The 16,475-nt window shown below is 60.9% G+C and carries 13 protein-coding genes; 11 read left to right on the forward strand and 2 right to left on the reverse strand.

All coding sequences use genetic code 11. The features are described from left to right. Nucleotides 1-206: 206 nt before the first annotated feature. A complete protein-coding gene (locus tag KGB29_RS11565) occupies nucleotides 207-2,426 on the reverse strand; it encodes a primosomal protein N' (RefSeq protein ID WP_090452665.1) in 2,220 nt (739 codons plus the stop codon). Between the two features lie 294 nt (nucleotides 2,427-2,720). Here KGB29_RS11565 and rpmE point away from each other — a divergent pair, with 294 nt between their 5' ends. From rpmE to KGB29_RS11580, 3 genes are all read left to right on the forward strand, one after another. After that, nucleotides 2,721-2,939: a 50S ribosomal protein L31 gene (gene rpmE / locus KGB29_RS11570; protein ID WP_008047849.1), complete on the forward strand. Its 219-nt coding sequence runs from the start codon at nucleotides 2,721-2,723 to the stop codon at nucleotides 2,937-2,939. 35 nt (nucleotides 2,940-2,974) lie between these two features. Continuing rightward, nucleotides 2,975-3,763 (forward strand): thermonuclease family protein, encoded by a 789-nt coding sequence (locus tag KGB29_RS11575; RefSeq protein WP_154861186.1) that lies wholly within the window; start codon nucleotides 2,975-2,977, stop codon nucleotides 3,761-3,763. Nucleotides 3,764-3,946: 183 nt separating this feature from the next. Further along, the gene (locus KGB29_RS11580) at nucleotides 3,947-5,215 is read left to right on the forward strand and encodes a malic enzyme-like NAD(P)-binding protein (RefSeq protein WP_008047852.1); all 1,269 of its coding nucleotides are present in this window, start codon (nucleotides 3,947-3,949) and stop codon (nucleotides 5,213-5,215) included. 265 nt (nucleotides 5,216-5,480) lie between these two features. Here the strand turns inward: KGB29_RS11580 and KGB29_RS11585 are convergent, their stop codons facing one another. Further along, nucleotides 5,481-7,919 (reverse strand): penicillin-binding protein 1A, encoded by a 2,439-nt coding sequence (locus KGB29_RS11585; RefSeq protein ID WP_411566949.1) that lies wholly within the window; start codon nucleotides 7,917-7,919, stop codon nucleotides 5,481-5,483. A gap of 217 nt (nucleotides 7,920-8,136) precedes the next feature. Here KGB29_RS11585 and KGB29_RS11590 point away from each other — a divergent pair, with 217 nt between their 5' ends. The 8 genes from KGB29_RS11590 to KGB29_RS11625 all read left to right on the forward strand — a co-directional run bounded on the left by KGB29_RS11590 (nucleotide 8,137) and on the right by KGB29_RS11625 (nucleotide 16,381). Beyond that, nucleotides 8,137-9,201, forward strand: coding sequence for a pilus assembly protein PilM (locus KGB29_RS11590; RefSeq protein WP_057712355.1), 1,065 nt, complete (start codon nucleotides 8,137-8,139; stop codon nucleotides 9,199-9,201). Next, complete coding sequence (locus KGB29_RS11595; protein WP_150811963.1) at nucleotides 9,201-9,767, forward strand: PilN domain-containing protein; 567 nt, start codon at nucleotides 9,201-9,203, stop codon at nucleotides 9,765-9,767. The genes KGB29_RS11590 and KGB29_RS11595 overlap by 1 nt, the downstream gene beginning before the upstream one ends. Continuing rightward, nucleotides 9,764-10,387, forward strand: a complete 624-nt coding sequence (pilO, locus tag KGB29_RS11600; protein ID WP_154910316.1) for a type 4a pilus biogenesis protein PilO — start codon at nucleotides 9,764-9,766, stop codon at nucleotides 10,385-10,387. The genes KGB29_RS11595 and pilO overlap by 4 nt, the downstream gene beginning before the upstream one ends. Next, nucleotides 10,384-10,911, forward strand: coding sequence for a pilus assembly protein PilP (locus KGB29_RS11605; protein WP_150811961.1), 528 nt, complete (start codon nucleotides 10,384-10,386; stop codon nucleotides 10,909-10,911). Before pilO ends, KGB29_RS11605 begins: the two co-directional genes overlap by 4 nt. Before the next feature lie 13 nt (nucleotides 10,912-10,924). Beyond that, nucleotides 10,925-12,994 (forward strand): type IV pilus secretin PilQ, encoded by a 2,070-nt coding sequence (pilQ, locus tag KGB29_RS11610; protein WP_154861180.1) that lies wholly within the window; start codon nucleotides 10,925-10,927, stop codon nucleotides 12,992-12,994. A gap of 4 nt (nucleotides 12,995-12,998) precedes the next feature. Then, entirely contained in the window at nucleotides 12,999-13,517 is a 519-nt protein-coding gene (aroK, locus tag KGB29_RS11615) for a shikimate kinase AroK (protein WP_057712350.1), read from the forward strand. Nucleotides 13,518-13,668: 151 nt separating this feature from the next. Then, nucleotides 13,669-14,769, forward strand: coding sequence for a 3-dehydroquinate synthase (gene aroB / locus KGB29_RS11620; protein WP_057712349.1), 1,101 nt, complete (start codon nucleotides 13,669-13,671; stop codon nucleotides 14,767-14,769). 10 nt (nucleotides 14,770-14,779) lie between these two features. Continuing rightward, entirely contained in the window at nucleotides 14,780-16,381 is a 1,602-nt protein-coding gene (locus KGB29_RS11625; RefSeq protein WP_090452681.1) for an AAA family ATPase, read from the forward strand. Nucleotides 16,382-16,475 lie beyond the last annotated feature (94 nt).

Raw genomic sequence — 16,475 nt, forward strand, 5'->3', positions numbered from 1 at the left:
TGGAAAAACTGGGCATTATCCGTTGCGAAGACGGGCTTGCCAACCTTAGCAGGCAGGATGTGGATGTGTGGTGACAATTAGGGCCTCTTCGCGAGCAAGTCGAATCGTCGCACCGCCGCTCCCACAGGTTTTGAGGTGGATACAAAATTTAGTTCCACCCGAGAACCATTGTGGGAGCGGGCTTGCTCGCGAAAGCGATCTCAAAATCAATATAGATCTACGGGGTCGACATCCAAGGACCAACGCACCGCCCGCCCGCTCGGCATCTGCTCCAGCACCAGCAACCAACTGGCCAGCAATCGATGCAAGGGTGCTCGCGCCGTGGCCTGTACCAACAGCTGTGCACGATAACGCCCGGCCCGGCGCTCCATCGGTGCCGGGACCGGTCCCAATAACTCGATCCCGGTCAGATTCTGCTCGGCCAGCAAACGCTCCGCCTCGCTGCAAGCCTCATCCAGGAAGCCTTCGGCCTGACCCGGTTTATGCGCCTCGGCCCGCAGCAGCGCCAGGTGCGCAAACGGCGGCAGACCGGCCGCGCGGCGTTCGCTCAAGGCCTGTTCGGCAAAGGCGAAATAGCCTTGCTCGGTCAATTGCACCAGCAGTGGATGGTCGGCCAGGTGCGTCTGGATAATCACCTTGCCCGGCTCCTCGGCGCGACCAGCGCGGCCGGCGACCTGCACGATCAATTGAGCCATGCGCTCGCTGGCGCGGAAGTCACCGGAGAACAGGCCGCCGTCGGCGTCGAGGATCGACACCAGCGTCACCCGTGGAAAGTGGTGACCTTTGGCAAGCATCTGCGTGCCGATCAGGATGCACGGCTGGCCTTTTTGAATGGTCGCGAACAACTGGTTCATCGCATCCTTGCGCGATGTGCTGTCGCGGTCGACCCGCAGCACCGGATAGTCCGGGAACAGAATCGCCAGGCGCTCCTCGGCCCGTTCGGTGCCGGCGCCAACGGGGCGCAGATCGACCTTGTTGCACTTCGGGCACTGGCGCGGCACGCGTTCGACGTAGCCGCAATGGTGGCAGCGCAACTCGCCGTAACGCTGGTGCACGGTCATTCGCGCATCACAGCGCTGGCACTCGGACATCCAGCCACAGTCATGGCACAGCAGGGTCGGGGCGAAGCCGCGGCGGTTGAGGAACACCAGGACTTGCTGTCCGGCGGCCAGAGTCTGGCCGATGGCTTGTTGCATCGGCCCGGAAATGCCGCTGTCCAGCGGGCGGCTTTTCACGTCCAGACGCAGAAAGCGCGGCTGTTTGGCGCCGCCGGCTCGCTCGTTCAAGCGCAGCAGCCCGTAGCGGCCGGTGTAGGCGTTGTGCAGGCTTTCCAGCGAAGGGGTGGCGGAGCCGAGGACAATCGGAATGTTTTCCTGTCGCGCCCGCACCAATGCCAGATCGCGGGCGTGGTAGCGCAAACCTTCCTGCTGTTTATAGGAGCCGTCGTGCTCTTCGTCGATGATGATCAGACCGGGGTTCTTCATCGGAGTGAACAGGGCCGAGCGGGTGCCGATAATGATGTCGGCCTCACCGTCCCGCGCGGCCAGCCAGGCCTCGAGGCGTTCGCGGTCATTGACCGCCGAATGGATCAGCGCGATACGGGCATTGAAACGCTGTTCGAAGCGCGCCAGGGTCTGCGGGCCGAGGTTGATTTCCGGGATCAGCACCAGCGCCTGCTTGCCGGCCTCGAGGGTTTCGCGGATCAACTGCAGATAGACTTCGGTCTTGCCGCTGCCGGTGACGCCGGCCAGCAGGAACGCGTGATAACTGTCGAAGCCGGCGCGAATCGCCTCATAGGCGGCGCGTTGCTCCGGGTTTAGGGGGAGTTCCGGTTGCGCCAGCCAGTGTTCGTGGCGTGCGCCAGGGGCGTGCCGGCGGATCTCGACCTGCACCAGGTCCTTGGCCAGCAGCAAATCCAGGCTGTCCTTGCTCAGCATCAGTTTGCTCAGCAATTGATGGGCGACGCCATGGGGATGTTGGGCCAGCGTGGCCAGGGCTTCACGCTGGCGCGGGGCGCGGGCGATGCGCGGATCGTCGAGGCTGGCCCCCGGCGCGGCGGACCAGAAGCGCTCCTGGCGTGCTTCGGCTAATTCACCCTGGCGCAGCAAAACCGGCAGCGCCCAGCTCAAAGTGTCGCCGAGGCTGTGCTGGTAATACTGGGACGTCCACAGGCACAGCTTGAACAGCGCGGGCGGCAGCGGTGGCGTAGCGTCGAGCAGGGCCAGGGCCGGCTTGAGTTTCTCGACCGGCACTTCGCTGGTGTCGGTGACTTCCACCAGAATACCGATCATCTCCCGTCGGCCGAACGGTACCCGCAGGCGCATGCCGGGGTGCAACTGGGCGCGCAGGACGCCGGCCGGAGCGCGGTAGTCGAACAGGCGGCGCAGCGGCGAAGGCAGGGCGAGGCGCAAAATGGCGTCGGGCACGCGGGGGGATCTCGATTAGCAGGCAACAAAAGAAGGAGTGGACGCAGATCAATTGTGGGAGCGGGCTTGCTCGCGAAGAAGGAGTGTCAGTCAACGCATTTATCGCCTGACACACCGCTTTCGCGAGCAAGCCCGCTCCCACATGGGAATGCGCTTGAGGCCGGGAGCCTAGCAGACGGTCGGTCTCAGGGACAGCTTGCGTGATTGGCATTGTCTGGTAGAATCCGCGGCCTAATTACGTGCGGTATTCAACAATAGTGTTGGGTGGCGGCACGCTAGCCTGAGGAAGACACCATGAAAGCTGATATCCATCCAGAATACCCAGCAGTTGCTGTTACCTGCAGCTGCGGCAACAAGTTCGAAACCCGTTCGACCTTCGGCAAAGCCCTGGCGATCGACGTTTGCAACGAATGCCACCCGTTCTACACCGGTAAGCAGAAGACTCTGGACACTGGCGGCCGCGTACAGCGCTTCGCCGACCGTTTCGGTGCTTTCGGCGCGAAAAAGGCCTAAGGCCAATCAACTTGGGAAGCCGTTGCGGTTTTTCCATGCTGATGAAGAAGGCGTCCCTCGCGGGCGCCTTTTTTATGTCCGCGATTTGGCTATCCGGCGCCCAGGCATTTTGCCCGACACCCAGCGGCCTGGCGCCTGTCGCGGTGCAGCGGGTGGTGGACGGCGACACCCTGCGCCTGAGCGATGGCCGCAGTGTGCGCATGATCGGCTTGAATACGCCGGAACTGGGCAAGAATGGCCGTTCCGACGAACCGTTCGCTGTGGTCGCGCGCAAGCGACTCGAAGCCTTGGTAGCGGCTAGCGACGGTCAGGTTGGTTTGCTGCCTGGCAAAGAAGGCAAGGACCATTACGGCCGCACCCTGGCTCATGTCTACGGTGCCGATGGCGCCAACCTCGAAGCGCAAATGCTCGCCGAAGGCCTGGGTTTTCAGGTGGCCGTGGCGCCGAATGTCGATCTGGTCACCTGTCAGCAAGCTGCAGAAACCAGCGCTCGACAGGCCGGGCTCGGTGTATGGCGCCAGTCGCCTGTACTGAAGGCGGAGCAGATCAGCACTTCCGGGTTCGCCGTGCTCAGCGGTCGTGTGAGCAAGGTTCAACGCAATCGCGGCGGGGTTTGGATCGAGTTACAGGATTCGGTTGTATTGCGCGTTGCACCCAATCTGCTGGGGCGGTTTGATGCGGGCTTGCTGGAAAGGCTCGAAGGCAAGCAGATCGAGGCGCGCGGGTGGGTACTGGATCGTTCGCGACGTGGCGGACTGAAAGAAGGTCAGGCGCGCTGGATGTTGCCCTTGACCGACCCGGCGATGTTTCAAGTCGTGCAGTGATAAAAAATTGTAGACATTTTTTGCGCTGATTGTGAACAGTCTAACCCTTGTATGCCGTGGCTCTTGGCCCAAAGTCGTAGGGCCGGGCGCTTGACAGGGGTGACCAGTCAGTCTTGTGGGGACTTTGCGAGGCGCGTATCCTCGCTGACCAGTCTGTCCAACAGTAAAAAGCGGAATGCCAAAATGTCTGATCTGAAAACTGCCGCTCTCGAATATCACGCCAATCCTCGTCCAGGGAAGCTGAGTGTCGAGCTCACCAAGGCCACTGCTACCGCTCGCGACCTGTCGCTGGCCTACAGCCCGGGCGTAGCCGAACCAGTACGCGAGATCGCCCGCGATCCTGAACTGGCCTACAAGTACACCGGCAAAGGCAACCTGGTTGCAGTCATTTCCGATGGCACCGCGATTCTCGGTCTGGGTAACCTCGGCCCATTGGCTTCCAAGCCAGTGATGGAAGGCAAAGGCGTACTGTTCAAGCGCTTCGCCGGCATCGACGTTTTCGACATCGAAGTCGACTCCGAAAGCCCGCAAGCCTTCATCGACACCGTCAAGCGCATCTCCATCACCTTCGGTGGCATCAACCTGGAAGACATCAAGGCACCAGAGTGCTTTGAAATCGAGCGCGCTCTGATCGAGCAGTGCGATATTCCGGTATTCCACGATGACCAGCACGGCACCGCTATCGTGACCGCCGCCGGCATGATCAACGCCCTGGAAATCGCTGGCAAAACCCTGCCGGAAGCCAAGATCGTCTGCCTGGGTGCCGGCGCTGCCGCCATCTCCTGCATGAAGTTGCTGGTGAGCATGGGCGCCAACATCGAAAACATCTACATGGTCGACCGCACCGGCGTGATCCACTCCGGCCGTGACGACCTGAACCAGTACAAGGCTGTGTTCGCTCACGCGACCGACAAGCGCACCCTGGCTGACGCCCTGCAAGGCGCTGACGTGTTCGTAGGCCTGTCCGGCCCGAACCTGCTGAGCGCTGAAGGCCTGCTGTCGATGGCGCCTAACCCGATCGTGTTCGCCTGCTCGAACCCTGATCCGGAAATCTCCCCGGAGCTGGCGCACGCTACCCGTAGCGACGTGATCATGGCCACCGGTCGTTCCGACTACCCGAACCAGGTCAACAACGTACTGGGCTTCCCGTTCATCTTCCGCGGTGCCCTGGACGTTCGCGCCAAGCGCATCAACGAAGAAATGAAAGTGGCTGCGGCCAACGCCCTGCGTGAACTGGCCAAGCTGCCGGTGCCTCAGGAAGTGTGCGACGCCTACGGCGGCATCAAGCTGGAATTCGGTCGTGAGTACATCATTCCGAAGCCAATGGATGCCCGTCTGATCACCCTGATCTCCGATGCTGTGGCCAAAGCTGCCATCGAGACCGGCGTGGCGACCCTGCCGTATCCGAAGAACTACCCGCTCAAAAGCGTGGATGACGTGTTCAACGGCTAAGCCGTTGTAGCGCTTCAACGAAAAGCCCCGGCTTGTGAGAGTCGGGGCTTTTTTGTGCCTGAAGGTTTTGTGGGGTTTTTGATGGCCTCTTCGCGAGCAAGCCCGCTCCCACATTGGACGAGGGTGAGTACAGGTTTGTGTTCGCCTCCAATCCTGTGGGAGCGGGCTTGCTCGCGAAGAGGCCGGGTCGGCCAACATCAAAACCGGCAGGCAATAAAAAGCCCCGCTCTTCTCTCGAAGGCAGGGCGTTTTAATATTGCCGTGATCAGAACAAATCGATCGGCGCCGCTTCATCCGCCGGCAGTGGGCTGCCAGGTGCCAGACCGTTACCCAGCTCGTTCCCGGACGGTGGCGTATCTTCGACCTTGAACAGTTCAAAGTAGGCCCCCGGGGTGCCCGGGCTGGCTGCGCGACCGCTGATCGGATCGACTCGCAGGCTGAGGATGCCTTCGGGCTCCGATTGAGTATGCGGTGGTTTGCCTTTGAGCGCGGCGCCCATGTAGTTCATCCAGATCGGCAGCGCGACGGTGCCGCCGAATTCCTTGCGACCCAGGCTTTCCGGTTGATCGAAGCCGGTCCACACGGTCGTCACGTAATCGGCGTTGTAGCCGGAGAACCAGGCGTCCTTGGATTCGTTGGTCGTACCGGTCTTGCCGGCAATGTCAGGGCGGCCCAGGGCGAGCGCGCGGCGACCGGTGCCGAGCTTGATCACATCCTCAAGCATGCTGTTGAGGATGTACGTGGTGCGCCCATCAACGATGCGTTCGGCCACGGCGGGTGCTTGTGGTGTCGGCGTAGTGCCCGGTGCCTCGCCCGGCGTTGCGTTGACCGTGAAGGCTTGGGCGGTTGGCACGGCAATGCCATCGCTGGCAGCGCCGCCCTGAGGCACGCTCGGCGGGTTGGCGACGAACAGCGTGTCGCCGTTGCGGCTTTCGATCTTGTCGATGATGTACGGGGTGATCTTGTAGCCGCCGTTGGCGAAGGCGCTCCAGCCGGTGGCGATTTCCATGGGCGTCAGGGTCGCGGTGCCCAGCGCCAGGGACAGGTTGGGTGGCAAGTCCTGTTTGTTGAAACCGAAGCGCGTGATGTAGTCGATGGTCTTGCCGACGCCCATCGCTTGCAGCAAGCGGATCGACACCAAGTTGCGCGACTTGTACAGCGCTTCACGCAGGCGAATCGGGCCGAGGAAGGTGTTGGTGTCGTTCTTCGGGCGCCAGACCTTGTCCAGGTACTCGTCGACGAACACGATCGGTGCGTCGTTCACCAGGCTGGAGGCGGTGTAGCCGCTATCCAGTGCGGCGGCGTAGACGAACGGTTTGAAGCTCGAGCCCGGCTGGCGCTTGGCCTGCAATGCGCGGTTGTAGTTGCTCTGTTCGAAGGCGAAGCCGCCCACCAGCGAACGAATGGCGCCGTTCTGTGGGTCCAGGGACACCAGAGCGCCCTGGGCCTGCGGGATCTGGCTGAACTTCAGCGAATTGTCCGGCTGACGCTGCACGCGAATCAGATCGCCGACCTGGGCCACGTCCGAGGGTTGTTTCGGGTTGGCGCCCATGCTGTTGGTGTTCAGGAACGGCCGGGCCCACTTCATGGTGTCCCAGTTCACGTGTTCCTGACCGGTGCGGGTCAGTACCTGCAGGCCGGTCTTGTCGATCTGGGTCACGATGGCCGGTTCCAGGCCGCTGATGATGCGTTGTTTGGTCAGCTCGGTTGCCCAGGCCTCGCGGGTCTTGCCCGGCAGCCGCGACTCTGGCCCGCGATAGCCGTGACGCTGGTCGTAGGTCATCAGGCCTTCGTGGACCGCGGTGTTGGCCAGCTCCTGGAGGTCGCTCGGTACCGTGGTCGTGACGCGGAAGCCTTCGGTATACGCATCGCTACCGTAACGCCCGACCATTTCGGCACGGGCCATTTCGGCGATGTACGGGGCGTTCACTTCCGGGGTCGGCACGTGATAGCTGGCGTTCAGTGGCTCGTTGACTGCAGCGGTGTAGTCGGCCTCGCTGATTTTTCCGAGCTTGTACATGCGCCCCAGGATCCAGTCGCGACGCTCCTTGCTGCGCGCCGGGTTGGCCAGCGGGTTGAAGCGCGACGGCGCCTTGGGCAGGCCAGCGATCATCGCCATCTGCGCCAGGCTGACATCGCGGATCGATTTGCCGTAATAGACCTGCGCCGCCGCCTCGATGCCGTAGGCGCGGTTACCCAGATAGATCTTGTTGACGTACAGCTCGAGGATCTCGTCCTTGGTCAGCTGCTGTTCGATCTGCAGGGCCAGCAGGATCTCGGTGGTCTTGCGTGAAAAGCTGCGTTCGCTGGTCAGGAAGAAGTTCTTCGCCACCTGCATGGTGATCGTGCTGCCGCCGGACTGGATGTGTCCGCTTTTGACCAGTTGGGTCGCGGCACGCATCAGGCTGCTCGGATCGACGCCGTAGTGGTTGGCGAAATTGTCGTCTTCAGCACTTAGTAACGCATTGATGAAATTGGGGGGAATGTCGGCGAAACGGATCGGTGTACGGCGCATTTCGCCAAATTCTGCGATCAACTTGTTATCGCTGCTGTAGACCCGCAAAGGGATCTGCAACTGGATGCTTCTCAGCGCCTCCACGGACGGTAGTCCGGGACTAAGGTAAAGGTACGCCCCGCTCAGACCCAGAAGGAGTCCGCAGAAAACCGCGACGATGGACCAACCGAAAAACTTCAGCAGACGAATCAAGGCTTTTGGATATCCAGGGTAAAAAATGAATTGGGCAACAGGGTTCAGGCTAATCGAGAACGACCCGCGCTTGAGCAAAAGCGGAAAAAAACGCTGGGCATTATAAGCATTTTTCTGATCGGGAGCGTGGCTGGCGCTGCTGTCAAGACGGGTGGATTGAACGCAATGGACATTGCAGAGTCCGTAACTCACGGAAAGTCATAGGGAATTGGTAGTGCCAGGACTCTTCAAGAAAAAATCCAATACGCTGCTGGGAATCGACATCAGTTCCACCTCGGTGAAACTTCTTGAGTTGAGCCGTCAGGGTGAGCGCTACCGGGTCGAGGCCTATGCGGTCGAGCCATTGCCGGTCGGCGCGGTGATCGAAAAGAATATCGCCGAGCTCGAAGGTGTGGGGCTGGCCCTCACTCGCGCGCTGGCCAAGGCCAGAACCGCCCTCAAGAACGTGGCCGTGGCCGTGGCGGGCTCAGCGGTGATCACCAAGACCATCGAGATGGATGCCGGTCTTTGCGAAGACGAAATGGAAAGCCAGCTGAAAATCGAAGCTGACCAGTACATTCCTTATCCCCTGGACGAAGTCGCGATCGACTTTGAAGTCCAGGGCACCTCCGGGCGTAATCCCGAGCGCGTCAACGTGCTGCTCGCCGCTTGTCGCAAGGAAAACGTCGAAGTCCGCGAGGCCGCCCTGGCCCTGGCGGGGCTGACCGCCCGCGTGGTCGATGTCGAGGCCTACGCGCTGGAGCGTTCATTCGAACTTCTGGCCAGTCGACTCGCGGTTTCCGAGAAACCTTTGACGGTCGCAGTGGTGGACATCGGCGCCACCATGACCACCCTGAGCGTGCTGCACAACGGGCGGATTATCTACACCCGCGAACAACTGTTCGGCGGTCGGCAACTGACCGAGGAAATCCAGCGTCGCTACGGCCTGACGCTGGAGCAGGCGGGGCTGGCGCAAAAGAAGGGCGGGTTGCCGGATGACTATGCCGCTGAGGTCTTGCAGCCATTTCGAGAGGCGCTGGTGCAGCAGGTGTCGCGCTCGTTGCACTTCTTCCTTGCTTCCGGCCAGTACAGCGCCGTCGACCATGTCCTGCTGGCCGGCGGTACGGCGTCGATCCCGGGGCTGGACCGTTTGATCGAGCAGCAATTGGGCACGCCGACCCAGGTCGCGAACCCGTTTTGCGAAATGACTCTGGGCAGCAAGGTCAATGGCGCTGCCCTGGCGAGTGATGCCCCGGCGTTGATGATCGCCTGCGGTCTGGCCCTCAGGAGCTTCGACTAATGGCACGGATCAACCTTTTACCCTGGCGCGAGGAGCGACGTGAAGTCCGCCGCAAGCGCTTCCTGCTGGTCCTGGTGGCGGCAATGGTGGGCGCGATGGGGGCGGTGCTGGTTGCGAACCAGGTCATTAGCGGTGCCATCGACCAGCAAGTCGCCCGTAATGATTACATCGGCAAACAAGTCGCCGTGGTCGATGAGCGAATCAGCCAGATCAATGATCTCAAGGCGCGCCGTCAGCAATTGGTCGAGCGCATGGGTGTCATCCAGGGCCTGCAAGGCAATCGCCAAATCAGCGGGCGAATATTTGACCAGTTGGCGCGAGCCCTGCCCGATGGCGTGTATTTCACCGAAGTGAAAATGACCGCAAAGACCTTGTCCATCACCGGTGCCGCACAATCCAACAACCGCGTTTCAGAATTGATGCGCAACCTCGAGGCATCAGACTGGTTCGATGCGCCGAGCCTGACCGAAGTCAAGGCCACGGCTGCCGGCCAGTTGGAACAGGCAAACGTCTTCCAGTTGACCGTCCGCCAGACTCAACCCGCAACACCGGAGGGGGGCAAATGAGTCTGTCCGAATGGTTCGAAGGGCTGCGCAAGATCGACATCAATGATCTGGATACCAGCAACATGGGTTCCTGGCCGCCGGCGATCAAGTGTCTGGTGGCCGCCTTGCTCGTGTTTTTGGTGCTGGCCTTTGGCTATAACTTTTCCACCCGCGACCTTGTGAGCCAGCTCGATCTCAAGCGCGAGGAAGAGTCGACACTCAAGGAGCAGTTCGCCAGCAAGGCCCGCATGGCGGCGAACCTGGATCTCTATACCCGGCAGTTGAAAGAGATGGAGAACACCTTCGTCGTGCTGTTGCGGCAATTGCCCAGCGATACCGAAGTGCCCGGCCTGCTCGAAGACATCACACGTACGGGCCTCGACAGTGGCCTGGAGTTCGAAGAGATCAAGTTGCTGCCGGAGGTGGCCCAGCCGTTCTACATCGAACTGCCGATCCAGATCACGGTCACCGGGGAATACCACGACCTGGCCACCTTCGTCAGTGGTGTGGCCGGGTTGCCACGAATCGTTACCTTGCACGATTTCGATCTGGCTCCTGTCAGCCCTGAGGGTGGTCCGAAACTGCGCTTGACCATCCTCGCCAAGACCTACCGCTACAACGACAAGGGACAGCATCAATGAGCCCGGCACGTAGTTTTTCGGTGGTGGTATTGCTGTCTGCCCTGTCCGGTTGTGGCGGGGGGGATGACTACACCGATCTGGACGCGTACATGAACGAAATGCGCCTGCACGGGCCGGGGAAGATTGAACCAACGCCAGTATTCCAGTCTTACCCTGCATTCACTTACAACGCGGCGAATCTGCGCAGCCCGTTTTCGCCGCAGATCAGCACCGATCTGGCGGCCCGGCGGCGGGGTTCGGGTAACGTCAAGCCCGACCCGGGTCGGGTCAAGCAATACCTCGAAGGCTTCAACATCGAGCAGTTTGAAATGGTCGGCACCCTTTCCAATGCAACGGGCTCCTATGCCCTGCTGCGCGGGGCGGGTGGGGTGCACCGGCTGAAAGTCGGCGATTACCTGGGGCGTAACCACGGACGGATCGTTGCGATCAGTGGCTCTCAAGTCGATATGGTTGAAATTGTCCCCGATGGTCAGGGTGCGTGGCTGGAGCGTCCCCGGACCATCCCTTTGAAAGAGCACTCATAGTGGAACTCCAATAATGAACAGGATTCTTTCCACCGTCGGCCTTTCGCTATGGATAGCGTTGTTGTCGCCGATGGTACAAGCGGCCAATCTCAAGGCGCTGGATGTCGCAGCGCTGCCGGGTGACCGTGTCGAGTTGAAGTTGTCGTTCGATGCGCCGCCCCCGGTGCCCCACGGCTACACGACGGATTCGCCAGCCCGGATTGCCCTGGATTTGCCGGGTGTCGCCAGTCAGCTGGCGAGCAAGACTCACGATCTGGGCAGTGGAAATGCCCGAAGTGCGACGGTGGTGGAAGCCCGGGACCGTACGCGATTGATCATCAACCTGACCCAGCCGGCCCCGTACGACTCGCGAATAGAAGGTAACAATCTGCTGGTTGTTGTCGGGCAGGGAGTCAAACCGTCGATATCCAGGCCGGCGGCGGTAGCAACGCCGGTTCCGGCACGAGCCGTTGCGACGGCGGGCAAGGCCATTCGGGGTGTGGATTTCCAGCGGGGGACCCAGGGCGAAGGCAACGTGGTGATCGACTTGTCGGATCCATCGATTGCGCCCGACATACAAGAGCGCGAAGGCAGGATCATCGTCGGATTTGCCAAGACCTTATTGCCCGAGCGATTGCGCGTGCGCCTGGACGTGAAGGATTTCGCCACGCCCGTGCAGTTCGTCAATGCCAGCGCGAGCGGCGATCGAGCCACCATCAGCATTGAGCCCGGCGGCACGTTCGATTACTCGACCTATCAGACTGACAATAAGCTCACGGTCAGCGTTCGCCCGGCGACGGTCGACGAACTGCAAAAACGCAATGCCGGGCAACAGGCCTACAGTGGCGAGAAGCTATCGCTGAACTTCCAGGACATCGATGTGCGCTCGGTGCTGCAACTGATCGCCGATTTCACCAACCTCAATCTGGTGGCCAGCGACACGGTCCAGGGGGGAATTACCCTGCGCTTGCAGAACGTGCCGTGGGATCAGGCGCTGGATCTGGTGCTGAAAACCAAGGGGCTGGACAAGCGCAAGGTCGGCAATGTCCTGCTGGTTGCGCCGGCCGATGAAATTGCTGCCCGTGAGCGTCAGGAGCTCGAATCGCAGAAGCAGATTGCCGATCTGGCGCCGTTGCGTCGGGAGCTGTTGCAGGTCAATTACGCCAAGGCGGCGGATATCGCCAAGCTCTTCCAGTCGGTGACCAGTGCCGAAGCGAAACCCGACGAACGGGGATCAATCACCGTCGATGAACGCACCAACAACATCATTGCCTACCAGACCCAGGACCGGCTGGATGAGCTGCGCAGGATCGTCACGCAGCTGGATATCCCTGTGCGTCAGGTGATGATCGAGGCGCGCATTGTCGAAGCCAACGTCGACTATGACAAAAGCCTCGGGGTGCGCTGGGGTGGTTCGATACAGAACAAGGGCAACTGGAACACCTCCGGCGTCAGTAATGGACTCAATGGGTCATCGACCATTGGCACGCCCGGCAGTACCAGCACCAACTCACCGTTCGTCGACATGGGCGTAGCCAACAACACCTCGGGAATCGGCATCGCCTTCATCACCGATAACGTCTTGCTGGACCTGGAGCTGACGGCCATGGAGAAAACCGGCAACGGGGAAATCGTCTCGCAGCCCAAGGTGGTCACGTCCGACAAGGAAACCGCCAAAATCCTCAAGGGCACGGAAATTCCCTATCAGGAAGCCAGTTCCAGCGGCGCGACTTCGGTGTCGTTCAAGGAGGCGTCGCTGTCGCTGGAGGTGACGCCGCAGATCACGCCCGACAACCGGATCATCATGGAAGTCAAGGTGACCAAGGACGAACCGGACTACCTGAACAAGGTTCAGGATGTACCCCCCATCAAGAAAAACGAAGTCAACGCCAAGGTCCTGGTCAACGATGGCGAGACCATCGTCATTGGTGGTGTTTTCTCAAATACTCAGAGCAAGGTTGTAGATAAGGTGCCATTTCTTGGCGATGTGCCGTATCTTGGCCGCCTTTTCCGGCGTGATGTGGTTTCGGAGAAAAAATCCGAGCTGTTGGTATTCCTCACTCCGCGTATCATGAATAATCGGGCGATTGCTGTGAGTCATTGATTCTGTGCGAAATTTGATTCTTGTTGGACCGATGGGGGCTGGAAAAAGCACCATCGGCCGGTTGCTGGCCAAAGAGCTGCGCCTGCCATTCAAAGATTCCGATAAGGAAATTGAATTGCGCACGGGCGCCAATATCCCTTGGATCTTCGATAAGGAAGGCGAACCGGGTTTTCGTGATCGCGAGCAGGCAATGATTGCCGAGCTGTGCGATTGCGACGGTGTGGTGCTGGCGACAGGCGGGGGCGCGGTTATGCGCGAAGCCAATCGTCGGGCACTGCATGCCGGTGGGCGGGTGGTTTATCTGCATGCGTCAGTCGAGCAGCAGGTCGGCCGCACGTCCCGCGACCGCAATCGGCCATTGCTGCGCACCGCCGATCCGGCCAAGACCCTGCGGGATCTGCTGGCGATCCGCGATCCGCTTTATCGGGAAATTGCCGACCTGGTGGTCGAAACCGATGAGCGGCCGCCACGAATGGTCGTACTCGACATTCTAGAGCGTCTGCAGCAGTTGCCACCCCGTTAAAGCGCCGCGCGAAATGCGCTATCCTCGGCGTCCCGCCATGACCGTTCGAGGTTGTGGCGGATGGCTACCGAACGGCGTCACACCAGCAGAGGCCGTGGATATTCGTTAACTCAAGGCAGTACGCCTGATTCCATCTTCACTGTGGGGACACATGCAGACACTCAAGGTCGATCTAGGCGAGCGCAGCTACCCGATTCATATTGGCGAAGGTTTGTTGGATCAGCCCGAGCTGCTGGCCCCGCACATTCGCGGACGGCAAGTAGCGATCATCTCCAACGAGACTGTTGCGCCGCTCTATCTCGAGCGTCTGACCCGCAGCCTGGCGCAGTTCTCGGTGATTTCCGTGGTACTGCCCGACGGCGAAGCCTTCAAGACCTGGGAAACCCTGCAACTGATTTTCGACGGTCTGCTGACCGCCCGGCATGACCGCCGCACCACGGTGATCGCCCTTGGCGGCGGTGTGATCGGTGATATGGCCGGCTTTGCCGCCGCCTGCTACCAGCGCGGCGTCGATTTCATCCAGGTTCCGACCACGCTGCTGTCGCAGGTCGACTCCTCGGTGGGCGGCAAGACCGGGATCAACCATCCGCTGGGCAAGAACATGGTCGGCGCCTTCTATCAGCCGAACGTGGTGCTGATCGATACCGCCAGCCTCAATACCCTGCCGGCGCGCGAGCTGTCCGCCGGGCTGGCCGAAGTCATCAAGTACGGGCTGATCTGTGATGAGCCGTTCCTGACCTGGCTCGAAGACAATGTCGATCGCCTGCGCAATCTGGACCAGCAAGCCCTGACCTATGCCATCGAGCGTTCCTGTGCGGCCAAGGCGGCAGTGGTCGGTGCCGATGAGAAAGAGACAGGCGTTCGTGCCACCCTGAACCTAGGCCACACTTTTGGCCACGCCATTGAAACCCACATGGGCTATGGTGTGTGGCTTCATGGTGAGGCAGTGGCTGCTGGCACCGTAATGGCGCTGGAAATGTCCGCGCGCCTCGGCTGGATCAGCGAGCAGGAACGCGATCGCGGCATTCGTCTGTTCCAGCGTGCGGGGCTGCCGGTCGTTCCGCCAGAAGAAATGACAGAAGCCGATTTCCTCGAACATATGTCCATTGACAAAAAAGTGATCGACGGTCGTTTACGCCTGGTGCTGCTGCGCCACATGGGTGAAGCGGTGGTGACCGACGATTATCCGAAAGAGGTTCTACAGGCCACGCTGGGGGCAGACTACCGCGCCCTGGCTCAGCTTAAAGGTTAATAAGAACACAATGACTAGTTTGCATGCCGACGAGGCCTTCCTCGGCCATTACCAGTTGAGTCATGACCCTTTTGCTCCACGGGTGCCTGGCTTCAAATTTTTCCCGGCCCAGCGCAAACCCGTGCTGGGACAACTGCATCACCTGGCCCGTTACAGTCAGTTGCTGCTGGTGGTCACTGGCCCAGAAGGCAGTGGCAAGACCCTGTTGCGTCAGGCTCTGGTCGCCAGCACCAACAAGCAATCGGTACAAAGCGTGGTGGTTTCTGCCCGCGGTGCCGGCGATGCGGCCGGGGTATTGCGTCAGGTGGCCCAGGCGTTGAACGTCGGCCAGGCTGATGCCGACGCTATTCTGGCCCAGGTGGTGCAGCTTGCACTGACCGGGCAGGAAGTCTATCTGCTGGTCGATGACGCCGAACAACTCGACGAGTCCGCCCTTGAGGCTCTGATGGTCCTGGCTGCCGGTGCGCCGGAAGGCCGCCCGCATGTGTTCCTGTTCGGTGAGACCTCGCTGATTGCTCAGCTTGAGGCTTTGCATCTCGAGGAAGAGCGTTTCCACGTCATCGAGTTACAGCCCTACACCGAAGAGGAAACCCGCGAATATCTGGAGCAGCGGCTCGAAGGCGCTGGTCGCGGTATCGAACTTTTCACCGCGGATCAGATCTCTGATATTCACGAAAGCTCCGAAGGTTGGCCTGGCAGCATCAATCAGGTCGCCCGCGATGCAATGATCGAAGCCATGATCGCCAGCCGCTCAGCGGTCAAGCGTCCAAAAATGGGGTTCAATATGCCGAAGAAACACGTGTTGGCGATTTCCGCCGTGGTCGTGGTCGCGGTAGCTGCCGCCTGGTTGATTCCAGGTCGCAACAAGGCACCGACCACCGGTGCGCCGGCCAATGAACAGGCGCAACTGCCGCTTGGCCAGGGTCAGCCAACAGCGAATGGCGGCGCTCCGGCCGTAGAATTCGCTGGCAACACGCAGCCGATGCCATTGCCGTTGGTCGGTAACTCGCAACCGGTGATGCGCGGTCCGCTGGCTGAAGCGGCAGGTGGCATTACCGAAGGTGACGACGGGGTGCCGGTTGAAGGCTCCAGCGCCACTCCGCCGACCGTGACCACCACTGCGCCGCCTGTGGGCGTTCCTGCCGGCCCTGCGCCGACACCAGCGGCCAAGCCGACGCCTGCGCCGACTCAGGTCGCCACCGCCAAGCCAGCGCCTGTACCAGCGCCTGCTCCAGTGGCCAAGCCTGCACCAGCGCCAGCCAAGCCAGCCGTTGCTGCGGCGGCCAAGCCTGCCGAGAAACCGGCTCCGGCGGCCAAGGCCGCTGGCGGCACCTGGTACGCCGGACAGGCACCGGGTAACTATGTAGTGCAAATCCTCGGCACCAGCTCCGAAACCGCCGCACAAAGCTTCGTCAAGGAGCAGGGCGGCGAGTACCGTTATTTCAAGAAAGTCCTCAATGGCAAGCCGCTCTACGTGATCACCTACGGCAACTTCGCCAATCGTGATGCAGCCGTTTCCGCCATCAAGGCCTTGCCAGCGAAGGTTCAGGCTGGTAAACCTTGGCCTCGCACTGTCGCCAGCGTCCAACAGGAACTGGCAACAACTCGCTGAAGATTCGGCGGCCTTACCCAGGCCGCCTCTCCAAGCACCTCAAAATTTCTACAAGTGCGCGCAACCTTCCGGGCTGCGTGCCTTGTGGTGTCTG

Origin of the sequence: Pseudomonas sp. BF-B-30 (assembly GCF_019956305.1) — a bacterium.
In the GTDB taxonomy this organism is placed as follows: domain Bacteria; phylum Pseudomonadota; class Gammaproteobacteria; order Pseudomonadales; family Pseudomonadaceae; genus Aquipseudomonas; species Aquipseudomonas jessenii.